The sequence below is a fragment of the Nocardia cyriacigeorgica GUH-2 genome (assembly GCF_000284035.1).
Classification (GTDB): domain Bacteria; phylum Actinomycetota; class Actinomycetes; order Mycobacteriales; family Mycobacteriaceae; genus Nocardia; species Nocardia cyriacigeorgica_B.
The window spans coordinates 3207975-3228824 of the sequence record NC_016887.1 but is presented as its reverse complement, the minus strand read 5'-3'; the positions used below and the strand labels follow the sequence as shown (position 1 = coordinate 3228824).

The window sequence follows — 20850 nt, the reverse complement described above, 5'->3', positions numbered from 1 at the left end:
TTCCGCGTCGCCTAGGGCGATGTATTTTTCTAGGAAGGTAGGATTCTCGAAATAGTGAAGTCTGTGCCGAGGAATCCGTGCGAGATGTAGTGGGGCGGCTGCAATGTATACGGAATTCACATCGTTCAAGAAGCTCGCGAACGCGGATACCGGGAGGAGCGCATCACTCGCGTCTTGGATTCGGAGCAACCTCGTGACATCCACTCGACGCCCTACGTTGGCTTCAATCATCGGCCATCACATTGCCAATCATATTCGCAAGTAGACTTCACCCCAGTTCAGGCTCGCCGAAAAAATCGCCGTGGAGCCCGCCCTATTGAAGGGTCAGGGCAACTGGCTGATATATGACAGTTGCGCAGGTGATCAGACGGTGTTCGATCCGCGCCGTGGCGTCTATGATTTCATCCGCCACTCACAGCCTGGTCGTGCGCAGTCGTTCTGCGGGTCCAGGCTAGTCGGTGGCGCTTTCGCTTCGAGTGGGAGAGCGTCGGCGTGCGAGATGTGGGGCAGCATGGTCGTGCATCGTTCCGCTGAGCAGATCGCCGCGCAGGAGTTCACGCAAATCGCGAGGTAGCTCGGCAAACGTTCTATCGAGCTGTCCTTCGGAGAAGAGGCCGGAGAATGCCTCGGTCACGATGGCCGCCAGCGCGGCCGCCTCGTCGGTCGTTACGCCGGCCTCCTCTGCGAACTGGGCGAGGAATCCGTCGGTATCGTGACGCTTGGGAACATGTGAGGGTCTCCAGCCCTCGTACAGGATTCCTCGGAAGACCTCCGGAAGCTGGGCACCGAGCTGGGCGGTCGTCGCGACGCCGAGCCGGTCGCGCACGCTGTGCAGCCATGCACGGATCACCCGGTGTGCGAACGCACGATCGAAGGTCCCCAAGTCCTCGGTGATCGCCCTGAGCCACTCGTAGGCGGTGTGTATCGCCGGGGCGAGCGGGTCGTCGTGATCGTGCACGTGCAGGTCCTATCGTCGTGCCTCGGTAGGCAATCCGGATCAGGGGTGAACAGTGTTGGTGACGGGGTGTGGCAGTCCGAGGGCCCTCGCGACACGATCCGACCATGCGCGGATAGCGCCCCAGTCCCGCAGATCGCCGTAGTGGGCGCCTCCCATCAGGCGGTACAGAGTGCGTGCTTTCCATCCGACTCCGGCGCGTTCGTATCGTCCCGCGAAGGCCTGGTACTCCTGCGGATTGATCATGTCACGAAGGTCGGCAACCTTCTTCGGAACGATTCGACCGAGCCGGCGCCCCAGCGGACCGCCCAACGCGGGGCCGAGCCCGACGCTGAACAGCCATACCTTGGCTGCGGCGAGCTCCTCGCGGTGCGTGCGGATATAGGCGGACGCCGACGGAAGCAGGTCCATGTGGTGGATGGCGCTGCCGATGATGACCGTCTCGAACCGCGACAAGTCCGGTGCGTGTTCGATGTCGTGCAGCGCTACCTCGGCGCCTCTCCCGGCCAAGTCGTCGGCGATGAACTCGGCTATGTCGCGGGTCGATCCCTGTTCGGTCGCGTAAAGGATAGCTATGCGGGGCTTGGTGTTATCCATATTGTGAAGACTTCTCGCCGGGGCGTGCGGGCGGGAGAGCCATGATGCCCGGGTTGCGGGGTCCAATGACCTTGTTCGAACCGCTGACGCAATCCGTCGGGTCCTGGACAGACCATTGTTGTGTCGGTCAGGTCAGGCCTCGGTTGTAGTCGGCAGATGTTGGGCGCACACCGCTTCGACGAACTCCCCGACGGTCTGCTCGGGCAGCCGGCGCGCGAGATCGGCTTCGGTGATGATGCCTACGAGCTTGCCCTGATTCGTGACCGGTAGCCGGCGAATCTGATGCTGCTCCATCAACGACAGCGCGTCGCCGATATCCGCGGCGGCATCGACTGTCAACAGCTCGTCCCCTTGGGCGAGCTCACCTGCGGTGGTGGTTTTCGGGTTCTCGCCGAGCGCGATGACCTTGATGATGATGTCGCGATCGGTGACGATCCCGACCGGACGACCTTCCCCATCGCAGATCGGCAGCGCACCGACATCGAGCTGACGCATTCGCTGGGCAGCGACATCCATCGTGTCGCGAACGGTAATGCAGGCCACGTCGGGGTGCATGACAGCCTCTGTAGTGGTCATGACGACAACCTCCTGACTTCCGATGGGCATGCTCCTTCGGGATCATCATTCGGCCATGCCCGGCGTCGCCACCAGGGCATATGGTCATCAACTCCGTGGTCATCGGCTACCGGACCACGTCTGGCCGGCCGTGTACGGTGGGCCACGTGGCGTTGATCGCACTGCCGAAAGAGGTGAGGTGATGAGCAGCCCGAGCCCGGATCTGGCTACGGTCCGTTCGGTGTTGGCGCGCGCATCGCGGGCGCCCTCTCTGCACAACAGTCAGCCATGGCGGTGGCGGTGGGACGGCATCGACACGGATCTGTTCCTGGCCCCGGCTCGCCTTCTTCCGGCAACAGACACGTTCAACCGCCAAGGCATGCTCGCGTGCGGTGTGATGCTCGACCACGCCGCCGTGGCGTGGGCCGCGGCCGGCTGGGAGGTCCAGGTCAGCCGGTTCCCCGAGCCGCCGGACCGGTCACACATCGCGACTCTGCGCCCGCTCCGCCGCCATGTTCCGGTAGAGCCGGACCAGCTGCTTGCCGCCGCGATCGACGATCGGTACACCGATAGGATGGTGATGGCCGCACCAGAGGGTTGGCCCGCGGTCGAGATCGTCTTGGACCACCTCTGCCGTCGACATTCGGTCTCCCTGCTGGTCCTCGATGAGGCGCAACGCCGTGAGCTGGTCAAGATCTCGCAGGTGGCGACCGGGCTTCGGCGCTACGACCCGAAGTATCAATCCGAACTTGCCTGGTGGACGGCCATGCCTGAAGGAGAGCCCGGCGTGCCGGCCTCGACACTGCCGACCGCCGAGCAGCGCGCGCGGGTGGCCAGCGGCCGAACCTTTCCGGCCGGCACCGCCGATTCCGACAGCGAAGTCGACGACCAGGCGACGGTGCTCATGTTGTCGAGCGCCGACGATTCGCCGAACGCGTTGATCGACTGCGGGGCGGCATTGTCGGCAGTCTTGCTCGAATCCACCGTTCAGGCTTTGTCCACCTGCACTCTGACTCACATGACCGAGCTTCCGGCTGCCAGGAACATGCTGGTCGAGCTCACTGGTGAAGCACATCCCCAGGTCTTGATCCGAGTCGGTCGGCCGTTGGCTGCTCGCCCACCGCGGACGCCGAGGCGAACCGTCGACGAGATCCTCGAGGTAACCAGCCGGCAGTAGCCGTTACATCCGGACCGATAGACCGGTCAGGCCCTTGCTGGGATGGCAGTAGGCGGTGCGGGGGATTGTTGCGTCCGAGGATCGCCGTCGGGGACGATCAGTACCGCGCAACGCGTGTGGCACAGCGCCGTACGCATGGCGTCGGTGAGGTGTGGCCAGTGCTGCTTAAGCGTCCGTCCGACGACAACCAATTGTGCTGTGACACTGAATTTCTCGATCGCTGTCCGGGGGTGACCGAGGTAGGTCACCACGCGGACCGGTACGGCCGGGTGACAACGGCGCTGCTCGTCGAGCCAACTCTCGGCATGATGTTGTATGGCCCGCCCCGATGAAGCCCACGTAGTCGGTCGGGCGATATCGACCACCAAGACCTCACTGTGGCGGTCCGCGGCAGCCTGGAAGGCCTCCGCGACCGCGTTCGGTGAGCCCGCGAGTGCCGGCTCGGTAACCACTAGAATCGGTCCGACAGCTGAGGCCCCACTTTGCAGCGGGCGAATCACCGCGACCGGACAGCGCGATTCCGCGGCCAAGTCGGTGGCCACAGATCCGAGCAGTGCGCGCGCCCCTGAGCTGCGGCCCACGCTGCCGATCACCAGCAGTTCGGCGGTGGTCGACAACTCGATCAGTTTCGTGGCCGGATTCCCGCGCAGCGTCAGGGCGGTGATGGATGGTGGAGCCGTCCGTGAGGTTTGTGCCCACCGTTCGACAATGGCCTGCCGCGTGAATTCGAGCATGTCGGCACCCTCGGGTGCGCACGCATGCCGGCGTGCCACGTGCACCAGGAGCAGAGGAACCTGCCTCGCGTCGGCCTCGACGGCAGCCCAATGAGCAGCCCGGATCGCTGTGGATGATCCGTCGACTCCGACGACGACATGTCGCTTAGTGGGCCCGTCGGGTACGTAGCTCGCGGTGGTGATCTCGCTCATACCTTTGAGCGTCCCCTCGGTCGGTGCCGGCCGACAGGGCATCCGTACCTGTACGACGAGGACCATCGGCCCCTTGTCGTCGGAAGTCCGTTCGCCGCGCCGCCCAGATCTTCGCCGACTGGGGTAGTTCGTCGCCTTCGGCCGCGACTTTCGGCCCTATCTGCGCATCCGATGTCCTGGTGATATTGAGCGGTTCAGGCGACGGACATCAGATACGGACGCGGACAACCGCATCGACGACTCCGCCTGTGACGGCTCGAACCGCGAGCCATCGGCGATTCGACTCTCGGCATGCCGCATCCCATGACGGGAACCTTTGGAAGGACAGCAATATGAGCGGTTCGATCACCACAGATGCAGCGCGCCGGCGAGTCGTCGAGTTGGAGCGCGACCATGCGCTGGCCCTACTGGCGAAGGCTCCCTTCGGTCGCGTCGTGTACACACGCGACGCTCTCCCGGCAATCCGGCCGGTCAACCACATCGTCGACGGTGGCTCGGTCATCCTCCGTACCCGACTGGCCTCTGACTTCTCGGCGGCGGTCCACAATCTGCCGGTCATGGTCGTCGCCTACCAAGCCGACGACATCGACGTGGTCAGCCGCACCGGATGGTCGGTTGTGGTGACAGGAACCGCGCGGCCGGTCACCGATCGAGATCGGATCAATCGATATCAAGATCTGCTCCGGCCCTGGGTCGGCCTGGCCATGGATGACGTGATCGAGATCGAGCCGACGCTGGTCAACGGAATCCAGCTCGTCGACACCGAGAGCATCGGGTCCTCACAAGAGGGGTCGGAAGTCCCTGGGGAAGATCGCGAACTCGATCGACACTGAGAACGGATTACCGGAACGGCACGGAAGGCATAAGCCATGACCCCGCAACCAGCTCGTGATCTGCATTCCCTGGCTTCCGCTGCGGTGGTGGTGGGAACCGATGGCTCAGCCGCGAGCACCCGTGCGGTGGAATGGGCTGCGAAAACCGCGTCGGCGCGCGGTCGTCGTCTCGTCATCGTCCACGGTTACGACTTCAGGGCGACGAGCGCGATGCTCACCTCTTACGACGTCGTCGTGCCGCCCGTTGCCGAGAACGTTCGCAAGAATGGTGAACAGGTCCTGGCCTCGGCCGAACGCATAGCAGCTGATATCGACCCGGACCTCGACGTCGTCATCGAGCTGTCGGAAAGCAATCCGGCGCGGTTGCTCATCGAGCAGTCGGAGAGCGCCTATATGACGGTGATCGGTGCCGGGACCATGGTCGGCACGCTCGCGCACCTGGGATCGACCCTGCTGGCCGTCGTCAGCCATGGTCGCGGGCGCATCGTCGTCGTACGCGAGGCGCATCCCGAGCACATCGTGCGCGACAGTGGACCCATCGTCGTCGGTGTAGACGGCAGTTCGGTGGGCGAGCCCGCGATCGAAGCGGCCTTCAACGAGGCCTCCGAGCGCGCGACGGGGCTCGTCGCCATCCACGCCTGGAGCGATCTATCCCAGGGAGTGTTCGCCGGGACCTCATACCTGGATCTCCCGACGACTGATCTCGAGGCAGGAGAAAAGGCGCTGCTGTCGGAGCGGTTGGCAGGCTGGCAGGAGAAGTACCCGACGGTAGAGGTCAGCCGGGAGGTCTACCTTTCCGGTCCACGTCAGCATCTGATGCAGTGGTCGAAGAGCGCGCAATTGCTCGTCGTAGGTAGTCGAGGACGTGGCGGATTCCGCGGACTGCTGCTCGGTTCGACGAGTAACTATCTGGTGCAGCACGCGCATTGTCCGGTGATGGTGGTCCATCCTGACTGAGTTCGAACGCCCGCAGTGCTAGGGCTGGTCGCCGTGGTCGGGTTTGATTCCGGCGCGGGCTCGCCACCACACGAGGGGTGCAGTGGTCGCGAGAACCGCGACGGTCGAGGCCGCGATAACCGCCCCGAGCGTCAGGCGGTAGCCCGTCAGCAAGGAAAGGGCTCCGATCGCAACGATGAACACTGTTCCCGTCGTCATAAGGAACAGTACGACGACAGCGAGACTCCGGTTGGATCTGCGCACCATCATCGCCTCCGGTGGTATGAGCCGAGCGTTCAGTCCGGCAGTCGAGGGAGCCCCGTTCTCGCACACGCGGTCGTGACTCCCGAACCTGTTCGCCATGAGGCTACTGCCGCAACGCGCTGCCGGCGCCGGCGACAGGCCGCCTGCACGATACGGGCCATCAGTTGAATCGGCCGATCGCACGGAGGGTGGCCACTCCCACGGGCGCAAGTGATCGGCTGCGACGGTTGGTGCGGCCGAAGCGGCCCAGCACGAGCCGCGGAGGGACGCGCATCAACCGCTTGCTCAACACGCACGCTCATCAGCTCTCCGCGGCACGTCCCCCGGAGAGACCCAGCACGGCGTCGAAGCCGCTGACGAGGCACTCCGTGAGCGCGGAGACATCAGGTACAGCGGCCGTGTCGATATTGACGCCGATGAAGCATGTGCCCGCATACGACGTCATGGTCACATTCAGCGCCGTGCCGAGGGTGGGGCTGAACGCGAACAGCCGCTCGATCCTCGCGCCTGCGAGGTAGAGCGGGGCCGGCGATCCAGGAACGTCGGAGGCGACGAAGTCGACGTGTTCGAGTATGCCCGCTATCAACGTAATCGGCATCCGGCTCAGGACCGCTGCCACGGCGCCGGAGTGCTGTATCGAACGCTCGCGCACTTGGCAGCGTACGAGCTCGTGGACCCGATGCATCACGTCCACGGGGTCGGTGCGGTCGGCAGGCATCATGAAGCGCGACAGGCTGATTCGATTACCGCCCAACGGGTCATCCGGGGTCCGGAGACTGATCGGCATCGTGACCCGCAGGCTTCGCACCGAGAACCCATGCAGGAGGTGATAACGGCGCAAGCCGATGAGGACAGCGGTCAAGAACGCATCATTGACTGTGCCGCCGTTGGCATGAGCCGCGCGGACCAGCGCATCGACCGGGACCTCGAACGCGGCGAGGCGGCGCCCGTATCCACGGTTCACCATCACCGGGGACAGGGTCGACGTGATCGGCCGAACCAGGCGCGCCAGGGATACGGCGAGTTCGAAGCCATCACGAGCGGTCTGACGAGGATGCTTGGCCAGACCCAAGCACGCCGCCACCGATCTTGAGCAATTGCGCTGGATCGACCTGAAGTTCTGTGAGCACTCCCCGATGACTGAACTGCGGAGGTTCGCACGCTCCTGCACGGGCGGTGCGGGGCGGATCGTGCTTGGATCGGGGGATCGCTCGAGGTCGCAGAGCCTGGCGAGGATGCGGACACCGCTGATGCCGTCGGTAAGGCTGTGATGGATCTTCAGGACCAAGGCGGATCCGCTGCTGTCGTCCGGACTGGTGAGCAAGGTGGAGCGCCACAAGGGGCGGTCCGGGTCGAACGGCGTCATCGCCTCGCGACGCGCGAATTCGAGCACGGCGTCGAGATCAACTCGCGGGATCAGGGAAGCCCGCTGTACGTGCCACGACAGGTCGAACCATGTATCCGATTCCCAATGGGGCGCGGTCAGTGGCAGTGCCGACGAGATGAGCTGCCGCCGCAGCTCGGGCACGGCCCGCGTGCAACGATCGACCGCATCGATGAGCGCGTTCCAATCCGGCCTGCTATCGAGCATCAAGACCGACACGATCGTCGGCTGGAGAACGGGATCGCGCTGTAATCGCCACGTGAGGTAGTCGGTCGGAGGAAGTCGAGTCATCCGCGTGCGTCCTCTCCGGTCAGTACGGTCGAGACATACGAGGGCGCGCTATCTGGCCGAGCCGATCAGCCCACCGTGTGGCGCGCTCGAGTTCACCGCTGAGCAGCGGTCCTGATGTCTTCGCGACAAGAAAGTCCTCGGGTCCCGCTATCAGCTCGAAACCCAATTGCCGCAGCTGGGCGGCATCATGTGCTGCCGAGCCGGTCAGCCAGCGGGGTTTCGCGGCCCGGGTGGCGAACGTCGCGGCGTATGAGGCTGGTTCTGCCGGCGGCGCGGCGGCGAGCCATTCCCTGATGCCGGTGTCGATGACCGTGGTGTCGCCGGTCCGTTCGGCGCCACGCCGTCGAGTACGGACTCTACTCATGCCGAACGCGTGGGTGGGGCCACCGACGACCAGCAAATCGCCACCATTCAGGGTCGGCCGGGTGGCCGGCGCCGCGGCGACGTCAACGAGTTCCACCGTGCCGTGCCGACCGAGGCCGCGGGCGACGGCGCGTGCAACAGCGGCGGTACTGCCGAAAACCGATTCGAAGACCACCAATGCGCGCATTTGCCCCGTGCCTCCCATCGAGCCCAGACGTAACTGACCAACTGTCATGCACCATATGCACCGACGTGGTCTTGGCCACAGTGTCGAATGGCGGTGTTGTCACGGACCTTGGCCACTGGTTCCGCCTGGTTCGAGCAGGGCGGCTCGCATCGCTGACTCGACAACTGCTGGCCTTCGTTCGCGTATCGAGCCATGCGACCACCGGCCCTGCGGGCAGTGACAATCGGCCGCTGCGCGCGCGTCATGTCCTGGAGGACTCTTGGTGTATCCGATCGAACCGAGTCGATCGCTGTTGAGCAACAGGGAGGTCACGCCATGACCGACCTCCGGCCGCTTGATTCAGGATTCATGGAACTCGAAGATGCCGACTGGCGCGTCAGCCTGGGCATCGGGGTCGTCGCGATCATGGCGGGATCGCCCCCACCTCGTGATCAGTTCTTCGACGCGCTGGAACGTCAGATTCGTGAGGTGCCGAGGCTACGTCAACGGGTGCACCGAGCACCGCTCGACATAGCCACACCGGCCTGGGAGCCCGACCCGAACTTCGACCTCGGCCATCACCTACGCTGGGCCGCGCTTCCCACTCCGCGCGACGAGTCGGCACTGTGGGAACTGGTTGCCGTCGAACTGGAAGAGCGGCTCGACCGCGACAGGCCTCTGTGGCAATGCGTGGTAGTCGAGGAAGTGTCCGACGATCGCCGGGCGTTGATAGTCAAAGCCCATCACAGCCTGCTCGACGGTGTTTCCGGCGTGGCCATGTTCGAACGGCTCTGCGAACCGGTCACCGAGCAAACGCGTCCCACGGTGCTCAGGCAGCAACCCCAGCGCACCCGGCCGTCTCTGTCTGCCATGCTGCGCCTGCCGGCAGCGATACCCGGTGCCGTTCTCACCACGATCCGCAACCTCGCGCCGGTGGGCGCCGCCGTGGTGAAGCCCGGGCCGGGCTCGTCCTTGAACGGCCCGATCGGGCACCAACGGCGATACACCGCGGTTCGCGTGCCACTGTCGACGGTCTCTCGCATAAGTGCCGCCCACGCGGTCACCGTCAACGACGTCGTACTTTCCGCGATCGCCGGTGGCTACCGAGACGTTCTCCTCGGACGAGGCGAGGAGCCCACGGTACACCTGCTGCGTATCTTGGTCCCGGTCTCCATGCGAGCCGAACACGCCAAATACGTTCTCGACAACCGGGTGTCAGCACTGTTGCCCTATCTGCCGGTCCACTGCCCCGACCCCGTCGAGCGATTGCGCCTGGTCCACGAGACGATGCAGGAACACAAGTCGAGCGGCGCGTCGAGCGCCGAGCGCAACGTGCTGTCAGTAGCTAGGTGGCTGCCCTTCGCGCCAGTCGCATGGACCTTGAGACTCGTCGGCAAACTGCCCCAACGAGGCGTCGGCGCGATCGCCACGAACGTACCCGGCCCACGGCACGCGCTGACCCTGCACGGGTGCCGTGTGCTCGAACTCCTTCCTGCTGTTCCCATCGCGATGCGACTACGCACAGCGGTCGCGATCCTCAGCTATGCCGACCAACTCGCAGTCGGAATCACCGGGGATTACGACACGACCGGTGACATCGATGTCCTGGCAGCCGGCATCAAACGGTCCATCGAGGAACTCGCGTTGCGATGAGAGCCACCCGAAGGGTTGATACCGAACTGCGTTTCGCCAGGACGCCCCGAACCTTGTAAGGTCAACAGGTCGGTCTGTGGGGAGCTGGATTCGCACGATCCGGTGTCCTCACAGGCCGCATCGGTTTCTTCGCGGTAATTTTCATCGCGCCCACGAGAGATGATCTTTTCGGTGCCGGCAGCGTGTACGCTATCGCCTTCATGTTCTCTCGGAGGTGCCGCTTCGTCACGTCCGAATCGAGGGACACCTAGTTCTGATCGTCCTGCTGCGTGTCCTAATGCGCCAGCTGGATGTCACGTCGAACTCGACGATGGCCGACCTCGTGGGCGACCGGCAGATGGACCGCGGCGCCGTATTGGCCCGGGCGACATCGGCGTCGCAAGGGGGCGACATATGACCGCTGCTCATCGGCTGGTAGCCGCGGTCGTGTCGCTGAGGATGCACTGGGGCGCTCTCGTGGAGTTCGTGTGGGCCCGCCGTCCATGTCCGAGGTGTCGCTATAGCGGTCGCGTCCACGGCCGGGGCAATGGCCGGTGTCCAATTGCGAGCTCCGGCGCGGACCTGGATAGCGAGGTCGGTGATGATGGCCCGGCGATCGTGCCGGTGCTCGGCGAGGACGATCTGCCTGGGGATGGTCCTGACTGCGTTGGTCTCCTTTGCGTATACCTTACCCTTCTGTGTGCCGAATGCCGCACTGGCCGTGCGTATCTGAGTCGGCACTTGTAGTATCTGTCGGGGTGACAGGTCGTAAGAATCCCACAGGTCCATTCCCTGGCATAGGTCTGCCACTGGTGATTGTGGTTCCGGTAACGGTTCTAATAGCTCTGCCCTATGGCCTGGCGACGTACATTGCGGTTGAGTTGTTCGGAGTTTCGAACCCATCGCCAACGCGAACCGCGATCGGATGGATCGCCGCGGCACCATCGATCGTGTTCTTGATATGGCTCGCGTATCGATGGCTCGCGGCGGACCTGGAGGCCAAACACGGTCGTCGCGCTCCAGACGAGAAGGCTGCAGACGTGGACGGAATTGATTGGCACACAGGGCCGTCCGTGCAGTAGTGCCACGTGTATGTCCACTCTTCGGCGGAGAACTCCGGCCGTACGTCCCTGCTGTTCTGCCCCAAGTCAGCACGGCCGTGTCGAACACAGTAAGCCTGAGTTGCTAAGCCCCGAGGTTTGGCGCCCTGGTCACTGGCCGTCATCGTCGATCACAATCGGCACACCCGCGGCTGCAAGGTGACTCGAGATTGCCGTGACGTGCCTGTCTCGCACAGCGAGAGCGACGAAGCTTTCAGCACGGGTCACTGCGACGTACCAGTTTCGCAAGAGTTCGTCCGTTTCAGGGTCGCCGTGGATCCATCGAGTGTCGGCGTCTTCGGGTGTTATCAGCAGTAGCACGCCGGCATGTTCGTCGCCCTTCACCTGGGCAATGTTGTCTATTCGACACTGAGAAGGCTCTGTCCAGGGTGCAGTGTCGTCCAGCTTGGCGCGCAGCTGACCCTTCGATCCGATGGGTGCTGCTGTCAGCGGCCGCGGCCAAGCCTTCGCGCGAGTGTTTACATCCTTGGCCCAATCTGGGTGCGGGACCGGGAGGCTGTTCAGGAATGCGTAAGCGTGGCGGCCGAGTTCCCCATAGTTGATACCTGCGGTTTTGCACCGCGCCTGCAGGCTTCCATTTGCAGGCTGATCGGGGTACCAGTACCGGAGCAGGAACCGGCTAGCAACTAGGCACGCGTGGTCCAACGCTTCCGGATCGGCAGTTCCGGACTGGATTACGTGCCATGCGCGAGCTAGCAGGGTGACCTGATTTGCCGGCTGCCGGCGACCGGGCGTCGGGAGGTCGATTCGCGCGTAGGCGGTGACCAGACAATCAGAGGGATTGATGCCGCGTCTATCAGCATGCGCGAGAAAGGCCTCAATGACCGGACTCTGGGTGCGGCTGTGTCTTGCCTGCTCACTAGTCGAAAATTGGGTGGGCAGGAGGAGCGTTGGGTGCTCTGCTTTCGGTGGGCGAACTGCCACATCAGGTGCCCTGTCACCTGTTCTCAGGGTGGAAGCCAGCCGACAGACTGTTACCGAGCTGCGCCAGTTTCCTACGAGATTGAGCGTGCTTCCCAAACTGCGTTCGAATATTTCAAGCCGGCCCGGGTCAGCGTCGCGCCATCCGTAGATCATCTGGTCGGGGTCGCCTACTGCAACCATCGGAATATCGGCAGTGTGGAGTCGTTGGAGTATTTCAAGATCTGTGACCGAGCAATCCTGTACCTCATCCACGATTATTTCGGCGAACCGGGAGCGCAGCGGGCCGGTCACAGTCTCGCCGCGGTCCAGATAGCACAATGCCAGCAATCGTGCTTCGTGCCCGGTCGCATAGCCAGCTTTGTATTGTGCCCTTCGCGTGTCGAAGGCCTTCTTAGCCCAGACTCTCCAGGCGTATTTACTCGCTTCGATCTGAGCGCGATGTCGCGGTTTGAGAAGATCCTTACGAATCGTCTCCTGGCCGGTCCGGTAATCGCGTTGGAAGGTGAGTGCGCTGAGAGGTACTGTTCTGTCAAGTTTGACTTCCGCCTCAACCCGGTCCCAGCTGTCGATCCGCTGCAGTCGGGTGTTAGATGGCAGGTTCGGCTCTACGAGCAGGTCCCAGATGAACGCATCGAGGGTGCCTATGTAGTGGGGGAATTCCGTTGTGTCTGGCCGGCCTTCTCGATAGCAACGTCGACGCGTCTGTGCTGCCGCTGCACGGGTGAACGATAACAATGCACGACCGTGACGCAGCGTATTAGCAGGTCCGCGAAGGTGTCGAGAGACGATGACATGGGTCTTACCTGCTCCAGGGCAGGCACGAACGAACAGGGGTGCCGGTGCTGCGATCACTTGCTCTTGCTGAGCGACGGCAAGCTGAACGGCTGATGTCATTCCGCCGCGCCCTCTGGTGTTTCCAGGGCGATGTAACGGATAGCCTGGACAAGATTGTCAGGCACCTTGAATCCGCAATCAGGAGTGAGCCTGTCGGCAAGCGCGTGTGCGAATTCGGCTTTCGAGATCGGTGCGCCTCGGGCGGCTTCCGCCTTTTTCTTTGAAACGAACAACAGTCGAAACAGCTCAGGACGCTCTTCGGCGTCCGCCGCAGCGATGGCCTGCCACCGATGCTCCGATTTCGGCGCACACTCGATGAAGGCTGCGTGGAGCAGCTCCTCGTTTTCCGGGCACATCAAAGTTGGTTCGAACGTGTGATGCGACAGGAACACCCGCATCACGTCGCTCCCCGCGCTTACCTGAGTGGCGAGCCTTCGCGCCTTCTCGACCCGGGAAGGCTCGTGGGCGTCCGAATTGTCGGTATCAGTGATCACAGCGACGCGCTGACCGATTCGAACGCCGCCGACTGGTGTAAGAAGCACTTTCAAGTAAGGATCAAAGTCCACACCGTCGACCAAGATCAGCGACGAGCCGTGAAATCGATCGATCGCCTCCTGCGCCGCTGCCTGCTCCGCTTTGGATGAATCAGGGCCGGCGGCAAGGATGAGCTCCGCGAACTTCGGCAGGAGTAGCGCCTCGGAGAGTCCTTCGACCAGGATGGTGCGCGATGCATAGAGCATCGCCGACTTCGTCGCGTCGAGGTATCGATCGAGTTGTTTGACCTGCTTTGGTAGCAGGCCGAGATCGTCGACGGCGATGGCCTTGGACTGCCAGCCGGCAGACGCTGCCCGCGGTCGACGAGCCATGACGACCAGGTCCGCTACGCTGACCGCCGCGGACAAGATCGGAGAATGGCTGGTTATCACAATCTGGATATGACCGGCAGGTTGCGCTGGATCGGTGATGGTGCGACTACGGGACGCGGCAGACCGACGCTTCAAATAGCGCAATAGCAGCGTCTGGAGTTGAGGATGCAGATGTGCTTCGGGTTCTTCGATCAAAATCAGCGTGAGATCCGATTCTCGCGCGGTCTCGAGCTCGGCCAGGACGGTCGCGATGTATAGGGCATTCGCGTAGCCCAGTCCGGAGATGTCGATCGACGCGTCCAGGGGAAGTTCGGCATCTCCCAGGAGCATCCGTAGGGCACGGGAGATTGCGGCTAGGTTTGGATCGGTTACTGTGAGCCCCGAATGCTGGCGGTGCGCACCGGCTGTAATCGCGCCGAGAGGCTGGTTTACAGCCTTTCCGATCTTCTTCACGGCTTCATCGTCCGCGAGCGTTCTGAAGATGCCGCCTGCCCGCTCGACGAATGCATCGACCTGCGCTTCCTCGCCCAGCAAGGCCTCCAGCATTACGCGTATCCGGGCACCACCTGCCACGCCTAGGTCTCGCACGGCATCTCGAAGTGCAGGAAGGTGAACATGGCGAACCGCCGTGCGCACGGCTGGTTCCCCTGGGAAGTCGCGTCCGTCGCCCTGTTGCCAAGTCACGACGCCCCGCCGACGGCCAAGCGTCGGTCGAGTGTAGGTGAGTGACCACTTTGCTGTTCGCTCGCCGCCATCCGCGACACCAGGGAGAAAGGCGTCGCGGTAGGTGCCTGCCTGCTGCGGTGCGATGTCGGCGAGGACTGCGCTCAAATGGATCTGCTCGTCTCGCTCACAACCGTCGTGCACGTCTCCCTCGGAAAGCGGCGCGCCCCGCCGCCCGTCAAGTGCCTCGGTGAGATGACGGAGTGCGTCGATCACGGTGGTCTTGCCCGCGTTGTTCTCGCCTACGAGAACCGACACCTCTGGACGCAGCTGCACCCGGGAGTGTCTAATTAACGGCGGATCTCAATGATCAAGGGAGAGAAGCCAAGTGAGTGACACCGCAGCCGAGGAAGAGGCCGTGACCGGGCAGGTCGGCGCGTCTGGTGCGGCGGGGGTTTCGGATGAGCAGTTGATCGCGATGCTGGTCGATCGGGCTCGCACCGACGGCCTGCAATTGACCGGTGAGGGCGGGCTGCTGCAGCAGCTGACCAAGCGGGTGCTCGAGTCCGCGCTCGAGGGCGAGGTCACCGACCATCTCGGCTACGACAAGCACGATCCCGCCGGCCGTAGCAGCGGTAACAGCCGTAACGGGACGAGGTCGAAGACGGTGACCACCGACATCGGGCCTGTGCGGGTGAAGGTGCCGCGTGATACTGCCGGCACGTTCGAGCCGCAGATCGTGCGCAAACGGCAGCGCCGGTTGTCGGGGGTGGACGAGATGGTGTTGTCGTTGTCGGCCAAGGGCCTGACCCACGGTGAGATCAGCGCGCACCTGGCCGAGGTCTACGGTGCCGAGGTGTCGCGGCAGACGATCTCGGTCATCACCGACAAGGTGATCGAGGGGATGGCCGAATGGCAGAACCGGCCGCTGGACCCGGTGTATCCCGTCGTGTTCGTGGACGCTATCAATGTGAAGATCCGCGACGGCCAGGTCGCGAACCGGCCCATCTATGTGGCGATGGCGGTCACCGTCGAGGGACATCGCGACATCCTCGGAATCTGGGCCGGCGACGGCGGTGAAGGCGCCAAGTACTGGCTGCACGTGTTCACCGAGCTGAAGAACCGCGGCGTGGCCGACGTGCTGATGCTCGTCTGTGACGGCCTCAAAGGGCTACCAGAGGCAGTGGAGGCGGTCTGGCCGAAGACCGTCGTGCAAACCTGCATCATTCACCTGCTGCGCAATAGTTTCCGCTACGCCAGCCGTCAGGACTGGGACAAGATCGCCAAAGCGTTGAAACCGGTCTACACCGCAGCGACCGAGGACGCGGCCAGCGAGCGGTTCCTCGAGTTCTCCGAGGCTTGGGGCGGCAAGTATCCCGCGATCGTGAAGCTCTGGTCCGATGCGTGGGCCGAATTCGTGCCGTTCCTGGCCTTCGACGTCGAGATCCGCAAGGTCATCTGCTCGACGAACGCGATCGAGTCGGTCAACGCCCGCATCCGCAAAGCCGTCCGCGCCCGAGGACATTTCCCGAACGAGACCGCCGCGCTGAAGTGCGTCTACATGGCATTGATGAGTCTCGATCCGACCGGCAAGGGCCGAAAACGATGGACCATGCGCTGGAAGGCCCCGCTGAACGCCTTCCAGATCGCCTTCGAAGGCCGCATGACCCCCACCAGCTGAAGTCATCGACAACCAAGATCAGCCGTTAACTGGACACACCCTGGTGTCCTGGGCGCCGGCAGGGTGATCGGAGTTGTTGCCTCGCCGCTTCGGCATGGGGTGCAGGTCTGGAGTGCGACGCGCAGCTGTCCATGCGTTGCGATACGGCATGTGTGGTTGGCTGCAGTACCCGCCAACGTGCAGCAGTATTGGTGCCACGACGGCATGTGTGCGTTGCGGGTCCGTCACATGCTGCCCTGCGCCGGAGGGCTGGATGCCAGATCGTTCATTCGCAGGCGACGCCGTCGTTGTCTCGGTCGAGTTTGGCGCTGTATCCGGGGTCGCCGCGGTGGAGCGGGGCGGCGCCGGCAGCTCGGGCGGCCGCGCAGTTCGCGTAGTACACGCTGGCTTGTGTGGGTGGGGGAGCGATGGGGGGATCGGGTGCGGTTGTCGGTTCTGGTGCCGAACGTGGCGGCGGTGGTAGTTGCGTGTTCGAGGTCGTGGATTCGGCAGACGGAGTGACAGCGGGACCGTCGGTGCAGCTGTTCAAGACGCGGGCCATGGCGTCTTTCTCGGGCTGTGTGATCCAGAGTCGGTAGGCGGTCTTTACCTCGATCTGGATGGTGACGTATTGGCAGCGGAAGGCCTTGTTCGCCGGTAGCCAGGTGGCGGCGTCGCCGTTTCCCTTCTGTTGGTTGGCGGGGCCGTCGACAGCGAGCAGGTTGCGGGGGTCGTTGGCGAAGTTCTGCCGTTCGTCGGCGCTGAGTTGCTGTGCGCCCTTCTGCCAGGCGTCCGACAGTGCGACGACGTGGTCGATCTGTACCGCGGTCGATGTGTCTTGGCCGCGCTGGAAGGTGATGACGGTGCCGGTGTAGGGGTCGTTGAGTGTGCCGGTGAGGACGACGCAGTTGCGGGTGCCGGCCTTGTGGGTTGTGCTGGTGAGGTCGCGGTTGAGGATGTCGTTGCGGGTGTCGCAGCCGTTGTGTCCTCCCGCGACAGAGACATCATCGGACCAGCTCTGGCCGAAAAGTTCGCGATCGTATCCGATTTTCGGCGCTCGGCCTTTGACCGGTAGCGCGGCCAGTGCCGCGAGAGCTTGGCTGGGTGCGGTTTCGTGCACGGGAGCGGCCGCACGGGTCTGGGTTCCGGGCGGCGGACTGACGTCGGTGGTGGCAGGGGCTGCGGTCGAGGCGGGTATGGCGGTGGATAGTGCGGCGGTGTTGGTGGTTTCGGTGCTCTCGGCGTTGAGCCCGACCGCGGTGGCGGCGACGAATGTCCCCGCACCGATAGTGGTCCAGGCCCTCCAGCCGAGCCTTTTCTGCCCGGGTCGCCACGGCTGCTGTTGTCTGCCCATTTCGAACGTAGTTCCTCGTGAGGTGGTGATGGGTACGGCGAATTGCCCCGGTCACGGTGGTGTGGCCGGGGCAGCTGACGGATGGTCGCTATTGGAGCGATACCTTGGCGCCGCCGGAGAACATGGAGTCGTGCAGTTCGAGGGCTGCCGGTACGGTGCCGGGTGGGACGTCGAAGGCGATGGTTACCGGGAGGGTGTTGCCGGGGTTGATCGGTGATCCGATGGATGTTTCGGGGTTGACGTTGATCGCGGCCATGGTGTCGTTGCCGAACTTGCGGCCTTGGCTGTCGATCAGTTTCTGGTTGTCGGCGAAGTAGGTCTGAGGCTGGTCGCTGATGTTGGTGACGTTGATGTGCACCAGGATGTATTCGCCCTGTGCGGTCTTCTGGAGGTACGGGTTGTCACCGACGGTCTTGACCGGGGCGTCGACGGCGGTGACGACGAATTCGAACTTGCCGTCGCGGACCGCGGATCCGGCCGGGGCGATGTCGGACTTCGGAGGTTCAGCGGCGGGTGAAGGTTCGCCGGGCGCCGGGGCGGTGATGGTTGTCGTGCTGGTCGTGTCGTCGGAGTCGTCGCTGGACAGTGCCGCGACGCAGCCGCCGAACCCGCAGAGCACGATGACCGCGCCGATGACCGCGAGCACGATAACGAGGGTGTTGCTCTTCTTCTTGGGCGGTGGTGGGTATCCGCCGGGTGGAACCGAGCCATGGGGCGGGTACTGCGGTGTAGCCAATGTCGTTGTCCCTCATCTGTGGTGGCGCGGCGGTTGCCGTTCGGCAAATAGATCTGCCCTGGTTAACAATGTGTTACAGAGATCTCACAACTTGTTGAACAAGCCCTGGGTCAGCCCGCGAGCGGTCTCGATCGGCCGGCTACATTGCGATGTCCGCCCATAGGTGCGTCGAGGGCAGGACGGCAGCCGGCCGGTATCTCGTCGCGTGTGTGCGGCTCGCCTGGACGCTTCGCCCCGGGGTTTTCGCCTGTTTCGTGGGGCCGGGATCGTCAGTATCGGGGGCCGGGGAACTTGCCGTCGACGTCGGGCACGACGGTGAACTCGGTGCAGGTCGACAGCCCGTAGATGTTGGGCTTCCCGGGGTGGTGGGAGGTGCCGTCGAGTACGAGGGTGTCCTCGACGCAGTTGCTGGAGCCGACTGCGGCAGGGGCGTGGGCCAGGACGGTGGTATCGCCGATGCGTCCGACGGGTAGCACCTGCCATCCTTTGGCGACCACTTGGCTGTCGGACACTCTGATCACCGGCGAGTCCGAGGAGTTGCGGATGTAGAGGTGCCCGTCGTAGAGAGCGACGCTGTCGATTCGCAGGCCCGCGGTGCGGTCGGTGTCGATGACGAGCCGCTCCTGCCAAGTTGTGCGGTCGAGCACTTTGAACATGGGTTTTCCGGCTTCGGAGTACTTCACGACCATCATCGGGCTCATCGGGTCCGGGAGCAGCCCGCTGGCGTTGCGCAGTGCTCCTGCTGCCCCGTCGGGGATGCGGCCGGCGGCCTCGTCGAACCACAGCATGCCGTCCGGGCTTTCGAGCCCGTATCCGTAGTCGGTGACCAGATCGAGGGGGACGGCGATGGTGGTCGATGGTTCGTGGAGCACTGATCCGTTGGCTGCGAGGATTACCCATTTGTCTGGGCAGGCCGTGCATTCGCCTGGTGTGGTGACCACGTAGGTCTTGTTCGTCGAGGCTGCGACTGTGCCGGGCATGGACCATGCCTCGCGCAGATCGGTGCCCTCGTAGCCTTTCACCTGGGGGCTGTTCACCCCGTAGATGTCGAACGAGACCGCTACACCGGACGCGGTGCCTCGCAAGCTGACGGCCACGGGGCGGTCGCGGCCCGACCACACGGTGACTCGTGTAGCGGGTGCGCTCTGGCCGAGGCGGTAAGAGATGAGCGAGAGGCTGTGGGCCTCGGGCTCGAGCCCGGACGACGCCTTGAACGATGTAGCCGCGTAGACGACTCGCAGATCGCCGCCTTCACCGGTGGTCGCGCAGGTGTCGGTGTCGCCCTGGTCGACGGTTTCGTTCGGCATGGTCGGCGCAGGAATCTCATACGCGCGGTTGGGGTTGTGCGACAACCGCAGCACTGCCGGTTCAGGTTTGTACGGGCCGCTGAACTGGTGATTGCAGTACCACGCCATCACGCCCCGACGGAACGAGACGGGCAGGTGTTTCGGGTTGGCGACAGTGACGGGGCCGGCGGAGGTCGGGGTGGGCGTGGCTGTTGTGGTGGCCGGCGCCGTTGGTGTTGTCTCTGCCGCTCGAGGTGGTGGCGTGTTCGTGCAGGCTGAGCCGGCTACCAGCACGGTCGCTGCCACTGCGATCCCGACTGGGGTCGACCACCGGAAGGTGCGCATTTTCTGTCCTCGTCCTGTTGATGCCCAGAGATGGCCGGGCGGTGTCGCGAGGCCGGGGGCGGTCGTAGTGCAAAAACGGTAACGGCGAGCTCGCCCTGGGCCTGTCCGGCGTTCAACGGACATCGATAGTTGGTGGTTGCCGGGTCATGGATTCGCCCAGGGGACGCCGTCTGCGCATCTGAGCACGGAGGGGGCGGCCGTGCTGGAGCGGCTTCACGGTTTACGGGCAGAGATACTGCACCTGGATCCGGCCTTTCTCGCCGAGTACCTGGACGAAGTAGTCGGTGCGGCTGATGCCCGAAGGTTCGGAGCTTCGGTAGAGGGCACCGAGTGCATGACATTCGCCGACGGCCACGAGCACGCCTTGGGCATCGGCCGCGACGCTGCCACCGCCGATGGGTGTGTCCGATCCTGCCCGGGGAGTACTGGTTCCGTTCAACGCACAGGTGGCGAGGATGAAGTTCCGCATCCCGCCGGCGGGAACAGCGGCAATTCCGGCACGCAGGTCTTGCTCGCCCGTTTGCGCGGACTGGTGGCCGGGGCCGGAGCTGATGGCGTCGGCGATCAGCTTATCGTAGGTCGGATTGTCTTGGTACATGGAACGGCAGTCGCCAGTTGCAGTCACCTCGGGCACGCGTTGACCGGACCGGGATTCGCTGGCTGGACCGGAAGGTCGAGCTTCGCTTGGGGTCGAGTCGCTCGATTGTCCGCATCCCGTGAGCAGCGTCGCGACCAGCACGGTGGTCGACAGCCAACGACGTCGGCGGGCCGGCAGAGATCGATCGTGCGATTTGCTCGCTTCCACCGCATCACACGCTGACAAGAGGCACTCCATCAAACGGGGCCCTACCGAGGCGCATACCTGCCACGGCAGGGGCAGGCCAACAAACAATCTTCTTGATGCTGGCATCCAGAGCGTCGATGCGAATATCCGTTGTTCTACCTCTACCCGTGGACTGCAATGTCTGCTAATGACGGCTGG

Annotated in this window: 17 protein-coding genes; 5 read left to right on the top strand and 12 right to left on the bottom strand. The window is 63.9% G+C overall.

The genetic code is table 11. The features are described from left to right. Window positions 1-451 precede the first annotated feature (451 nt). From NOCYR_RS14490 to NOCYR_RS14480, 3 genes are all read right to left on the bottom strand, one after another. Window positions 452-958, bottom strand: coding sequence for a DUF2267 domain-containing protein (locus NOCYR_RS14490; protein WP_014351129.1), 507 nt, complete (start codon window positions 956-958; stop codon window positions 452-454). Window positions 959-997: 39 nt separating this feature from the next. After that, window positions 998-1552, bottom strand: coding sequence for a flavodoxin domain-containing protein (locus NOCYR_RS14485; protein ID WP_014351128.1), 555 nt, complete (start codon window positions 1550-1552; stop codon window positions 998-1000). Window positions 1553-1684: 132 nt separating this feature from the next. Then, window positions 1685-2128: a CBS domain-containing protein gene (locus NOCYR_RS14480; protein ID WP_048833376.1), complete on the bottom strand. Its 444-nt coding sequence runs from the start codon at window positions 2126-2128 to the stop codon at window positions 1685-1687. A 181-nt stretch (window positions 2129-2309) separates the two neighbouring features. Between NOCYR_RS14480 and NOCYR_RS14475 the strand changes: the two genes are divergently transcribed. Further along, window positions 2310-3284, top strand: coding sequence for an Acg family FMN-binding oxidoreductase (locus tag NOCYR_RS14475; RefSeq protein ID WP_081505405.1), 975 nt, complete (start codon window positions 2310-2312; stop codon window positions 3282-3284). Between the two features lie 26 nt (window positions 3285-3310). Here NOCYR_RS14475 and NOCYR_RS14470 read toward each other — a convergent pair whose 3' ends face one another. Further along, window positions 3311-4210, bottom strand: a complete 900-nt coding sequence (locus NOCYR_RS14470) for a universal stress protein (RefSeq protein ID WP_048833375.1) — start codon at window positions 4208-4210, stop codon at window positions 3311-3313. Window positions 4211-4542: 332 nt separating this feature from the next. Between NOCYR_RS14470 and NOCYR_RS14465 the strand changes: the two genes are divergently transcribed. Both NOCYR_RS14465 and NOCYR_RS14460 read left to right on the top strand, forming a co-directional pair. Further along, complete coding sequence (locus NOCYR_RS14465) at window positions 4543-5043, top strand: pyridoxamine 5'-phosphate oxidase family protein (RefSeq protein WP_014351124.1); 501 nt, start codon at window positions 4543-4545, stop codon at window positions 5041-5043. Between the two features lie 84 nt (window positions 5044-5127). Beyond that, entirely contained in the window at window positions 5128-6000 is an 873-nt protein-coding gene (locus tag NOCYR_RS14460) for a universal stress protein (RefSeq protein ID WP_330981611.1), read from the top strand. A gap of 544 nt (window positions 6001-6544) precedes the next feature. Here NOCYR_RS14460 and NOCYR_RS14450 read toward each other — a convergent pair. Beyond that, window positions 6545-7918 (bottom strand): wax ester/triacylglycerol synthase domain-containing protein, encoded by a 1374-nt coding sequence (locus tag NOCYR_RS14450; RefSeq protein ID WP_048833372.1) that lies wholly within the window; start codon window positions 7916-7918, stop codon window positions 6545-6547. Between the two features lie 19 nt (window positions 7919-7937). Then, a complete protein-coding gene (locus tag NOCYR_RS14445; RefSeq protein WP_048833371.1) occupies window positions 7938-8468 on the bottom strand; it encodes a hypothetical protein in 531 nt (176 codons plus the stop codon). Between the two features lie 315 nt (window positions 8469-8783). Here NOCYR_RS14445 and NOCYR_RS14440 point away from each other — a divergent pair, with 315 nt between their 5' ends. Then, on the top strand, window positions 8784-10100 hold the full coding sequence (locus tag NOCYR_RS14440; RefSeq protein ID WP_014351121.1) for a wax ester/triacylglycerol synthase family O-acyltransferase: 1317 nt from the start codon (window positions 8784-8786) through the stop codon (window positions 10098-10100). A gap of 1190 nt (window positions 10101-11290) precedes the next feature. On the opposite strand, the gene NOCYR_RS28410 is transcribed toward NOCYR_RS14440, so the two are convergent. Then, the gene (locus NOCYR_RS28410) at window positions 11291-13018 is read right to left on the bottom strand and encodes a UvrD-helicase domain-containing protein (protein ID WP_081505404.1); all 1728 of its coding nucleotides are present in this window, start codon (window positions 13016-13018) and stop codon (window positions 11291-11293) included. Continuing rightward, the gene (locus NOCYR_RS14425; protein WP_014351119.1) at window positions 13015-14823 is read right to left on the bottom strand and encodes an ATP-dependent nuclease; all 1809 of its coding nucleotides are present in this window, start codon (window positions 14821-14823) and stop codon (window positions 13015-13017) included. The genes NOCYR_RS28410 and NOCYR_RS14425 overlap by 4 nt, the downstream gene beginning before the upstream one ends. 142 nt (window positions 14824-14965) lie before the next feature. On the opposite strand from NOCYR_RS14425, the gene NOCYR_RS14410 reads away from it, so the two are divergent. After that, on the top strand, window positions 14966-16168 hold the full coding sequence (locus tag NOCYR_RS14410) for an IS256 family transposase (protein ID WP_197538421.1): 1203 nt from the start codon (window positions 14966-14968) through the stop codon (window positions 16166-16168). Window positions 16169-16433: 265 nt separating this feature from the next. Here NOCYR_RS14410 and NOCYR_RS14405 read toward each other — a convergent pair whose 3' ends face one another. The 4 genes from NOCYR_RS14405 to NOCYR_RS14390 all read right to left on the bottom strand — a co-directional run bounded on the left by NOCYR_RS14405 (window position 16434) and on the right by NOCYR_RS14390 (window position 20502). Beyond that, complete coding sequence (locus tag NOCYR_RS14405) at window positions 16434-17501, bottom strand: GmrSD restriction endonuclease domain-containing protein (protein ID WP_014351118.1); 1068 nt, start codon at window positions 17499-17501, stop codon at window positions 16434-16436. 88 nt (window positions 17502-17589) lie between these two features. Further along, window positions 17590-18237, bottom strand: a complete 648-nt coding sequence (locus NOCYR_RS14400; RefSeq protein ID WP_231855930.1) for a DUF4352 domain-containing protein — start codon at window positions 18235-18237, stop codon at window positions 17590-17592. Window positions 18238-18506: 269 nt separating this feature from the next. Next, a complete protein-coding gene (locus NOCYR_RS14395) occupies window positions 18507-19544 on the bottom strand; it encodes a hypothetical protein (RefSeq protein ID WP_014351116.1) in 1038 nt (345 codons plus the stop codon). Window positions 19545-20088: 544 nt separating this feature from the next. Next, window positions 20089-20502 carry a hypothetical protein gene (locus tag NOCYR_RS14390; RefSeq protein ID WP_148280642.1) on the bottom strand — a complete coding sequence of 138 codons (414 nt, stop codon included), beginning with the start codon at window positions 20500-20502 and terminating at the stop codon, window positions 20089-20091. Window positions 20503-20850 lie beyond the last annotated feature (348 nt).

What these genes read in the sequence shown, in the direction of transcription:
- NOCYR_RS14485 (WP_014351128.1), bottom strand. Translation starts at nt 1,552, where the DNA reads ATGGATAACACCAAGCCCCGCATAGCTATCCTTTACGCGACCGAACAG.
- NOCYR_RS14480 (WP_048833376.1), bottom strand. Translation starts at nt 2,128, where the DNA reads ATGACCACTACAGAGGCTGTCATGCACCCCGACGTGGCCTGCATTACC.
- NOCYR_RS14475 (WP_081505405.1), top strand. Translation starts at nt 2,310, where the DNA reads ATGAGCAGCCCGAGCCCGGATCTGGCTACGGTCCGTTCGGTGTTGGCG.
- NOCYR_RS14470 (WP_048833375.1), bottom strand. Translation starts at nt 4,210, where the DNA reads ATGAGCGAGATCACCACCGCGAGCTACGTACCCGACGGGCCCACTAAG.
- NOCYR_RS14465 (WP_014351124.1), top strand. Translation starts at nt 4,543, where the DNA reads ATGAGCGGTTCGATCACCACAGATGCAGCGCGCCGGCGAGTCGTCGAG.
- NOCYR_RS14450 (WP_048833372.1), bottom strand. Translation starts at nt 7,918, where the DNA reads ATGACTCGACTTCCTCCGACCGACTACCTCACGTGGCGATTACAGCGC.
- NOCYR_RS14445 (WP_048833371.1), bottom strand. Translation starts at nt 8,468, where the DNA reads ATGCGCGCATTGGTGGTCTTCGAATCGGTTTTCGGCAGTACCGCCGCT.
- NOCYR_RS14440 (WP_014351121.1), top strand. Translation starts at nt 8,784, where the DNA reads ATGACCGACCTCCGGCCGCTTGATTCAGGATTCATGGAACTCGAAGAT.
- NOCYR_RS28410 (WP_081505404.1), bottom strand. Translation starts at nt 13,018, where the DNA reads ATGACATCAGCCGTTCAGCTTGCCGTCGCTCAGCAAGAGCAAGTGATC.
- NOCYR_RS14410 (WP_197538421.1), top strand. Translation starts at nt 14,966, where the DNA reads ATGCTGGTCGATCGGGCTCGCACCGACGGCCTGCAATTGACCGGTGAG.
- NOCYR_RS14405 (WP_014351118.1), bottom strand. Translation starts at nt 17,501, where the DNA reads ATGGGCAGACAACAGCAGCCGTGGCGACCCGGGCAGAAAAGGCTCGGC.
- NOCYR_RS14395 (WP_014351116.1), bottom strand. Translation starts at nt 19,544, where the DNA reads ATGCCGAACGAAACCGTCGACCAGGGCGACACCGACACCTGCGCGACC.